The following is an 8,599-nucleotide window of genomic DNA, read 5'->3' on the forward strand; positions in this document are numbered from 1 at the left end:
CTGCACAGCGCCGTGGGCCAGGGCAGCCGCTTCTCGTTCTTGCTGCCGCTGAGCGCAGGTCGCGCCGAGGAGGTCCTGATGCCCGCCGACGGCGTCACACCTGTCGAGACCGCCGAGACCGACCTGCTTGCACTGCTGATCGACGCGCCGCAGGGCCATGCCGACCGCGTCGCCGAACTGCTATTCGCCGCCAACGTCGAGGTGCTGCGGCCCGCGCCCGGCGCGCTGCTTGCGCCGGCGGATCTGCTGCTGTGCGACCCCTGCCTGCTGGATGCAGACGGCCTTGCACAGGTGCAGCACTGGCGTGCCAGCGGTGCGTCACGCCGGTGCATCGCCCTCGTCGATCGCCCGCTCGCATCCGAACTGGCGGGCCTGTTCGACGCCACGCTCTACAAGCCGGTCAACGCCGCCGCCTTGCTGGCCGAGCACTTCAGCCCCGCGGCGACGCCATGAAAAAGAGCGCCTCAGACCCGCTCAGGCGCTCTTCGACGGCCAGACGGCCCGCTCTTACTTCGGCAGGTCCTTGGCGTAATTCGCCAGGCCTTCAGCAATCTCGGACTTGGCCTTCTCCGGGCCTTCCCAGCCCTTGACCTTGACCCACTTGCCCTTCYCCAGGTCCTTGTAGTGCTCGAAGAAGTGCTGGATCGCGGACAGGCGGGYCGGGTTCACGTCTTCGATCTTCTGCCAGTGGTCGTACATGGGCAGGATCTTGCTGGTGGGCACGGCCAGCAGCTTGGCGTCGCCGCCGGCCTCGTCGTCCATCATCAGCACGCCCAGGGGGCGGCAGGTCACGACGACGCCGGGCGTCAGCGCGAAGGGGGTGATGACGAGCACGTCGACCGGGTCACCGTCGTCCGCCAGCGTCCTGGGGATGTACCCGTAGTTGCACGGGTAGTACATAGGCGTCGTCAGGAAGCGGTCGACGAACAGCGCACCGCTCTCCTTGTCCACCTCGTACTTGATCGGGTCGGCATTCATCGGGATTTCGATGATGACGTTGAACTCGTCAGGCACCTTGGCGCCGGGGGTCACGTTGTGCAGGCTCATGGTCGTCTTTTAGGGCTAAGGAAAACCCGCATTCTAGGTTTCCCCAACATCGCTGGTAAACGTGCAACCCGGCCGTCAAACCCGGCCCTTAAGCTCGGCCGCCGAGCCCCGGCATACCCTGCCGCGGGCCACAGATGACACGCTAAACAGGAGACTCATACATGTCGACAGAAGTGGCGCTGTATTTCGCGCTGGCTTGCGGCCTCGCGGCCGTTCTTTATGGCTTCATCCAACGAAGCTGGATCCTGAGTCAGGATGCGGGCAATGCCCGCATGCAGGAGATCGCCGCGGCGATCCAGCAAGGTGCCGCCGCCTACCTCGGCCGGCAGTACCGCACCATCGGCATCGTCGGCGTCGTGCTGGCCATCGCCATCGCGGTGTCGGGCCTGGGAACGACGACGGCCATCGGCTTCGTTATCGGCGCGGTGCTGTCGGGCATCTGCGGCTTCATCGGCATGAACATCTCGGTGCGCGCCAATGTSCGCACCGCGCAGGCCGCCTCCAAGGGCATTGGCCCGGCGCTGGATGTCGCCTTCAAGGGCGGCGCCATCACCGGCATGCTGGTCGTGGGCCTGGGCCTGCTGGGCGTGGGCGGCTTCTACATGGCCATCGGCGGCGGGCATGACAGCACGGCGCTCAAGCCCATGCTGGGCCTGGCCTTCGGCTCCTCGCTGATCTCCATATTCGCGCGCCTGGGCGGCGGCATCTTCACCAAGGGTGCGGACGTCGGTGCCGACCTGGTGGGCAAGGTCGAAGCCGGCATCCCCGAGGACGACCCGCGCAACCCGGCAGTCATTGCCGACAACGTCGGTGACAACGTCGGCGACTGCGCCGGCATGGCGGCCGACCTGTTCGAGACCTAYGCGGTCACGCTGATCGCCGCGATGGCGCTCAGCGCGTTGATGATCACCGGCAGCAGCGCGCTGGCCGGCGTCGTCTACCCGCTGGCGCTCGGCGGGGTGTCCATCATTGCCTCCATCATCGGCTGCTACTTCGTCAAGGCCAGCCCCGGCATGAAGAACGTGATGCCGGCGCTGTACAAGGGCCTGATCGTGGCCGGCGTGCTGAGCCTGATCGCCTTCTTCTTCGTCACCAAGGCGATGTTCCCCGGCCCCATCGAGCTGAGCACGGGTGGCACGACGAGCGCAATGGCCCTGTTCGGCGCCTGCGCGGTCGGCCTCGCGCTGACGGCGGCCATGGTTTGGGTGACGGAGTACTACACCGGCACCCAGTACCACCCGGTGCAGCACGTGGCGCAGGCCTCCACCACCGGCCACGGCACCAACGTCATCGCCGGCCTGGGTGTGTCGATGAAGTCCACCGCCTGGCCGGTGCTCTTCGTCTGCGCGGCCATCTACGCGGCCTTTGCCTTGGCGGGCCTGTACGGCATCGCCGTCGCGGCCACCTCCATGCTCAGCATGGCCGGCATCATCGTCGCGCTGGACGCCTACGGTCCCATCACCGACAACGCCGGCGGCATTGCCGAGATGGCCGAGCTGCCGGCTTCCGTGCGTGACGTCACCGACCCACTGGACGCCGTGGGCAACACGACCAAGGCCGTCACCAAGGGCTATGCCATCGGCTCCGCGGGCCTGGCTGCGCTGGTGCTGTTTGCCGACTACACGCACGCGCTGGAAGCGCGTGGCATGCACGAGGTGTTCTCGCTGTCCGACCACAAGGTGATCCTGGGCCTCTTCCTCGGCGGCCTGATCCCCTTCCTGTTCGCCGCGATGGCGATGGAAGCTGTCGGCCGGGCCGCCGGTGCCGTTGTCGTCGAGGTGCGCAAGCAGTTCGCCGATGGCGCCATCATGGCCGGCCAGCGCAAGCCCGACTACAGCGCCGCGGTCGACATGCTGACCACCGCCGCCATCAAGGAAATGATCGTTCCTTCACTGCTGCCCGTGGTGGCACCCATCCTGGTTGGGCTGATCCTCGGCCCGGCGGCACTGGGTGGCCTGCTGATGGGCACCATCGTGACCGGCCTCTTCGTCGGCATCTCGATGTGCACCGGCGGCGGCGCCTGGGACAACGCCAAGAAGCTGATCGAGGAAGGCTTCACCGACGACAAGGGCGTGCTGCACAAGAAGGGCTCGGAAGCGCACAAGGCCGCCGTCACCGGCGACACCGTGGGCGACCCCTACAAGGACACCGCCGGCCCGGCCGTGAACCCACTGATCAAGATCATCAACATCGTGGCCCTGTTGATCGTGCCGCTGTTGCCGCTGCCTGCGGGCAGCAAGGCCCCCGAGCCCGTCGCAGCCCCGGCTGTCGTGGCGGCACCGGCGGCCAGCACCGCGGAGATGCCCGCGTCGGCCGCATCTCAGTAACACCCAGGTAAATCCCTGGCATAACGGCCCGAGAAATCAGACTTCTCGGGCCGTTTCCACGTCTGGCCCAGGCAAAATCGCGGCTCATGGCGAGCATGGCAATCACGAGGCACGAGCTGTCGCGGCGACGCGAACAACTGCAGGATCTGCAGCGCTACCTCGCCGTGCTGGAGGCCGATCACGACGGCGCCCGCGCCAAGCTGCTCGGCTTTCGCCAGCGCTATCTCGAGGCCCTGGGCCCGCTGATGCGCGAGCTCGACGAGATCGATGCCCAGCTGCACCAGGCCACGGCCCTGTTGTCTGAGGCCTTGAAGCGCCAGGGTGTCGACGCCCCGGTGTCGGCATCCCAGCGCGCCAAGGCCTGGCCCGATGTGCCCGCCCTGCCCGACGCGACGCCGCTGCCGCCCGAACCCACGGGCCCGTTGACCGACCTGCCGCCGCCCAGTCTGAAGACGCTGTACCGGCGCGCGGCGATGCGCTTCCACCCCGACCTGGCGCCCTCCGGCCCGGAGCGCGAGGTCTGCGAGCAGCGCATGATGATCGTCAACGAGGCTTACGCGAACAGCGACCGCCACCGGCTGGAAACGCTGCTGCTCGCTGCGGGCGAACTGCCCGAGAAGGTCATCGGCGGCCCGGCCGACGCGGTACGCGCCTGGCTCGGCCTGTGCGAGCACCTCGTGCAGGGCCGCATCCGCGTCGTGCAGGCGCAGACCGCCTTGCTGCACAACCTGCAGATGCACCAACTGCGCATCGCCATCGAACGTGCCGAGGGCGGCGGCATGCGGCCGCTGGACATCATGGCCGCGCGGCTGCGCACCCAGATCGCCGAGCGCCGCCAGGAGCTCTACATCGGCGAGCGTGTCGGCAGCGACGCCCGCATGGCGGCGGATTTCCTGCGCAAGCGCTACCAGCGGCTGACGGGGCTGGGCCTGGGCTGAGCCCGTCGTCCTGCGGGCTCAGTCGCAGCCTTGCGACTGGTCGTTCTGCGTCTGCGGGTCCGAGCTGGGAAAGAAGTTCACCATGTCACCCGTAGCGCTGATCTGAGCGAACAGCAACACAACGCCACGCCGGGTGTAGGTATCGGCAGACCAAGGAACGATGACGCCGTCCCACCAGGCGCCGTCCGACTCGGTTCTGCTGGCTGGCAGGTAGTTGTAGGGGTTCATGGTGGGGTCGTTGCCAACCGTCTTCACCGCGGCACCCACCAGGCGCAGGCTCATGCCGTCGACCGTCGTTTCAACGAAGGAGAACGGCAGTTCACCATCCTGCCCCGCAGGGGTCGTCGTGGTGAGCACTGTGCCCGACGGCACGGGCTGGCCATTGCCATCGACATAAGTGCATTGCGCCAATCCACCGGCGGTACCGGTGACGGTGACGGTGTAGGGAGGAACGAAGGTCGACATAGGGACTTCTCTGGTTGTGGTGGGAAAAGAGGTGGCAGCTACAGGTCACGCTGCCGATGCAGCCAGGCACGGCCTGCTTGCCAGTCAGGCTGGTCGACGACTCGCGGATCCAGGCATTTCTGTACTTCGAGCCAACGTTGAGTCAACTCGGCATGCGCCTGCAGCCATCCCGCGCGAAGCTGCAGCAGTTGCTGCGCCTGGCCGCAAGCCGCCTGCCTGGCGGACGCGTCAGTAGCATTCAGGTTCGCCTTGAACAATTGCAGTCGCACCGCTGCGTTCAAGGCTTCCAGGGATACGGGGCGCTTGGCCATCACGGCGGACAAGCGTTGTTCGACTCGCACCAGGGCCTGGTCGCGCGCCTCGCACGCCGGGCTTGCACAAGCAGGACTGGCCGCCAGTTCCAACAGCCGGACCGAACGAGGCAGCCAGCTGTCCAGGGGCGGCTTGCCCGGTCGCAGACCCTCCAGCTTCTGCAGCAGGGCCAAGGCCTGTACGGCGCGCGCGTCTGGCGGCAAGTCGGCCCGTTGCGCCAGCAGGTTGGCGTCAATCTCCAGGGCCAGGAAAGCCCAGCTCACATTGGCGGGGTCACCTCGCCGTAATTGATCCGCGGCTGACTTGGCTTGGCTCAGCACCGTCAAAGTGCTCAGGCCGGCCGCCATCTGGGTGTCGCTCAGATTCAGCAGCAGCCCGGTCTCGCGCTTCAACCATTCGAGGTCCGCAGGGTGCCGCTGGCGCAGCGACTGCACAGGCGGCAGCGCGCGGTTGAACGCCTGGGCAGCACCCGCATACCGACCCGTCAACTGCAGCAGCCCGCCCAGCCAACTGACGGTATCTCCCCAATCACTCTGCAAGGCGGCGTCGTCGGGGCGTTTGGCGAGCAAGCTCTCCTTGAGCACCAGGGAATGCCTGAAAGCTTCTTCCGCCTGAGCGAATTGCCCCTGCCTCAACCACAGGCTGCCCAAGCTGTTCTCGGCATAGGACAGCTCCAGCTGCGCATCCGCGTCCTTTGCATCGGCCTGCAGCCATTTCGCGCTGACGTCGCGATAGCGGGCCCAGTGCTTCTCGGCGGGTTCGAGCTGGCGCTGGCGGAAGAACACCTCGCCTTGCCAGAATGCCGCGGCGCCCTGAGCCTTGCGCCAGGCCGCCGTCATGTCGGCCGCGGGAGGATCGCCTTGCAGCAGCTCGGTGGCCGTCTCCAGCGGCTCCTGCGCGCTCTCCAGGTCCCGCTTCGACACCCTGACCTCGCCGATCACGGTCAAGGCCTTGGCCCGTTGCAGCCGATCAGACGCACTGAGCGGCCCCGAGCTGTCCAGCACCTTCAATGCCTTGCCGCCCACGCTGTCCAGCAACTCCAGGCGGCCGATGGGGCGCAGCTTGTCGGCAAATTCACCCAGCATGAAGCTGAGCACGTCCTCCGCCTGCTGGCGCCGTGCCTGGGCCTGCTGCTCTGCCTGTTCCGCCCGGTGGGCCTGCAACAGGCTGGTGGTCGTCAGGGCCAGCAGGGCCCCCACGGCCACACCGCCAGCCGCCACGGCCACGCGGTGGCGGCGCACGAACCGACCCAGCACATAGAGCCGGCTGTCCGGGCGCGCACGGATGGGTTCATGGTCCAGCCAGCGCTGCAAGTCCTCGGACAACGCCTGCGCGTTCGCGTAGCGCTGGGCTGGCGCCTTCTTCAGCGCCTTGGCGACGATGGTGTCGAGATCGCCGCGCAGATGCCGCGCCTGCCCGGCGATGACGGTGTCGTCCTGGCTGGCCGCCACGTCCGACAACCGCCGCGGCACATGCTCGACGACGGCTTTGAGCCGGTCCAGCTGCGTCTGCGTGTCGTCGGCGGTCGGGTGATGGCCGCCCAGCAGCAGATAGAGCAGCACCCCCAAGGCGTAGACATCGGTGGCCGTCGTCACGTCCGACTGCTGCACCTGCTCGGGCGCGGCGAACTGCGGTGTGAAGGCGCTGCCGGCGCGCTGCGTCAGCTCGGTGGCGGCGGCCCCCTGCTCCGCCTGGGTCGCATCGGCCAGTAGCTTGGCGATGCCGAAGTCCAGCAGCTTCACGTCGCCCTCGCGCGTCACGAGGATGTTGCTGGGCTTGAGGTCACGGTGCAGGATCAGCCGCGCATGGGCATGTGCCACGGCGCCCAGCACGTCGAGGAACAGGCGCACCCGGCCCTCGACATCGAGCTGCTGCTGGCGGCAGTAGACGTCGATGGGCTGGCCATCGACGTACTCCAGCACCAGATAGGGCTGCTGGCCCTGGTGCAGGCCGGCGTCCAGCAGCCGGGCGATGTGAGGGTGGGACAGGCGGGCCAGGATCTCGCCTTCGCGCGCGAAGCGACCCGCGTCACCACGCCCGAACAGGCCGGCCATCAGGAACTTGACCGCGACCTGGCCCTCGAAACGACCGTCGGCGCGCCGCGCCAGCCAGACTGTGCCCATGCCGCCCTGCCCCAGCTGGCGCTCCAGCAGATAGGGGCCAATGGCCTGGCCGGCCAGGTCGGGCGGCGGTGTGTCGTCGGGCACCGAGGCCAACGCCTCCTGCCATTGCGCCACGACGGGCTCGCTCAGGAAGCCCTGCTGCTGCAACTCCTCGGCGCGCGCCAGCATGCGCCGCAGTTGCTCGGCTGCGTCGGCGTCCTCTGTCTGCAGCCGCTCCAGGCGATGCTCGCGGGCAGCCGGAGGCAAGTCCAGCAGCTCATCCAGCAAAGGGCTCAGGGCGAGCCAGCGTTGCCTGTCCATGGACTAGCCCGCCAGGCTCATGGACAGGAACAGGCGGGCCTTCTGCCAGTCGCGCTGCACGGTGCGTTCGGTCACGCCGAGAGCCTTGGCGATCTCTGGCTCCTTCAGGCCGGCGAAATAGCGCATCTCAACGACCTGGGCCAGGCGGGGCTCCACCTGGGCCAGCTCGTCCAGAGCCTCGTGCACTCGCAGCACGTCGGCGTCGCCATGGGGCAGTAGGTCGGCGACGGCGGTGTCCAGCGTCAGATGCAACTCGCCACCGCCACGGCGCTCGGCCCGGCGGGCGCGCRCCAGGTCGACAACAACCGAACGCATGGCCTGCGCGGCATAGGCCAGGAAGTGGCTCCGGTCCGGGAAATCAGCCCCTTGGGCGCCGGCCACGCGCATCCAGGCCTCGTGCACCAGGGCCGTCGTGTCGAGCAACGTCAGATGACCCGCGTCGCGCACATGCCGGCGCGCCAGGCGCTGCAGGTCGACGTAGAGCTGGGCCACCACCTGGTCGGCGGCGGCGCGGTCGCCTTGGCCGGCGGCCTGCAGCAATTGGGTGATGGCTTGCACCGGCCGCACTCTAACGGCTGGTAACGCCGGCGCAGGGGTTGGTTACGAGCCTGCTGCCGGCAAGCGGCAACTTTTTTGCATCCCGATGTCGGGTTTGGCGGATATCCCCCGTTTAAGAGGATGAGGAGCGATGTCCAAGCCAAGCCAGGGAGCCGGCAAAAGCCGCGGGCCGCCCATTCATTGCTCCTCACCCCGCTGTGAAACGGCCAGGTGGCCGCCAGCGCCGTCCAATCCAACGCGTGATGCCATGCTCCATTCCCAGCTCGCCGACGACCCTCCCCTGCCCGATCGCGCCGGCACGTTCACGCAGGTGCCCAAGGTGGACTCGCTCGGCGCATTCGGCCTGCGCGTGTCGCGCCAGTTCGCGCAGTGCCGCCGCAAGGGAGAGCAGCTGGCCTTGTTGTGGCTGCAGGTCGAGTTGCTGGCACGGCCTGACGACACCCTGAGCCCTGCCGAGCGCGACAACCTGATCCAGACCGTGAGCCTGCGCCTGCGCAACCGTGTACGCAGCGCGGACGAGGTCGTGCAC

7 protein-coding genes and 1 pseudogene are annotated in these 8,599 nt (G+C 67.9%); 4 read left to right on the forward strand and 4 right to left on the reverse strand.

Annotated elements, in window-relative coordinates; genetic code table 11:
- Positions 1-453: pseudogene (locus AC1DU6_RS12760) on the forward strand (hypothetical protein); the annotation flags it as partial.
- Positions 454-507: 54 nt separating this feature from the next.
- On the opposite strand, the gene ppa reads toward AC1DU6_RS12760, so the two are convergent.
- On the reverse strand, positions 508-1,047 hold the full coding sequence (gene ppa / locus AC1DU6_RS12765; protein WP_477857560.1) for an inorganic diphosphatase: 540 nt from the start codon (positions 1,045-1,047) through the stop codon (positions 508-510).
- Between the two features lie 161 nt (positions 1,048-1,208).
- Here ppa and AC1DU6_RS12770 point away from each other — a divergent pair, with 161 nt between their 5' ends.
- Together AC1DU6_RS12770 and AC1DU6_RS12775 are read left to right on the forward strand one after the other, a co-directional pair.
- Complete coding sequence (locus AC1DU6_RS12770; protein ID WP_056198303.1) at positions 1,209-3,374, forward strand: sodium-translocating pyrophosphatase; 2,166 nt, start codon at positions 1,209-1,211, stop codon at positions 3,372-3,374.
- Between the two features lie 86 nt (positions 3,375-3,460).
- Positions 3,461-4,312, forward strand: a complete 852-nt coding sequence (locus AC1DU6_RS12775) for a J domain-containing protein (protein WP_457392208.1) — start codon at positions 3,461-3,463, stop codon at positions 4,310-4,312.
- 18 nt (positions 4,313-4,330) lie between these two features.
- On the opposite strand, the gene AC1DU6_RS12780 is transcribed toward AC1DU6_RS12775, so the two are convergent.
- From AC1DU6_RS12780 to AC1DU6_RS12790, 3 genes are read right to left on the reverse strand one after another with little or no spacing between them, the layout of a single operon-like run.
- Entirely contained in the window at positions 4,331-4,777 is a 447-nt protein-coding gene (locus AC1DU6_RS12780) for a hypothetical protein (RefSeq protein WP_457392206.1), read from the reverse strand.
- A gap of 38 nt (positions 4,778-4,815) precedes the next feature.
- Positions 4,816-7,512, reverse strand: coding sequence for a serine/threonine-protein kinase (locus AC1DU6_RS12785; protein WP_457392203.1), 2,697 nt, complete (start codon positions 7,510-7,512; stop codon positions 4,816-4,818).
- A gap of 3 nt (positions 7,513-7,515) precedes the next feature.
- Positions 7,516-8,070 (reverse strand): ECF-type sigma factor, encoded by a 555-nt coding sequence (locus AC1DU6_RS12790; RefSeq protein WP_477857563.1) that lies wholly within the window; start codon positions 8,068-8,070, stop codon positions 7,516-7,518.
- Between the two features lie 247 nt (positions 8,071-8,317).
- Here AC1DU6_RS12790 and AC1DU6_RS12795 point away from each other — a divergent pair.
- A partial coding sequence (locus AC1DU6_RS12795; RefSeq protein WP_477857565.1) for a hypothetical protein occupies positions 8,318-8,599 on the forward strand: 282 nt, incomplete at its 3' end.

The organism is Roseateles sp. P5_B10, assembly GCF_056400485.1.

Coding starts and splice junctions, on each gene's coding strand:
- AC1DU6_RS12775 (WP_457392208.1), top strand. CDS start 3,461: ATGGCGAGCATGGCAATCACGAGGCACGAGCTGTCGCGGCGACGCGAA.
- AC1DU6_RS12780 (WP_457392206.1), bottom strand. CDS start 4,777: ATGTCGACCTTCGTTCCTCCCTACACCGTCACCGTCACCGGTACCGCC.
- AC1DU6_RS12785 (WP_457392203.1), bottom strand. CDS start 7,512: ATGGACAGGCAACGCTGGCTCGCCCTGAGCCCTTTGCTGGATGAGCTG.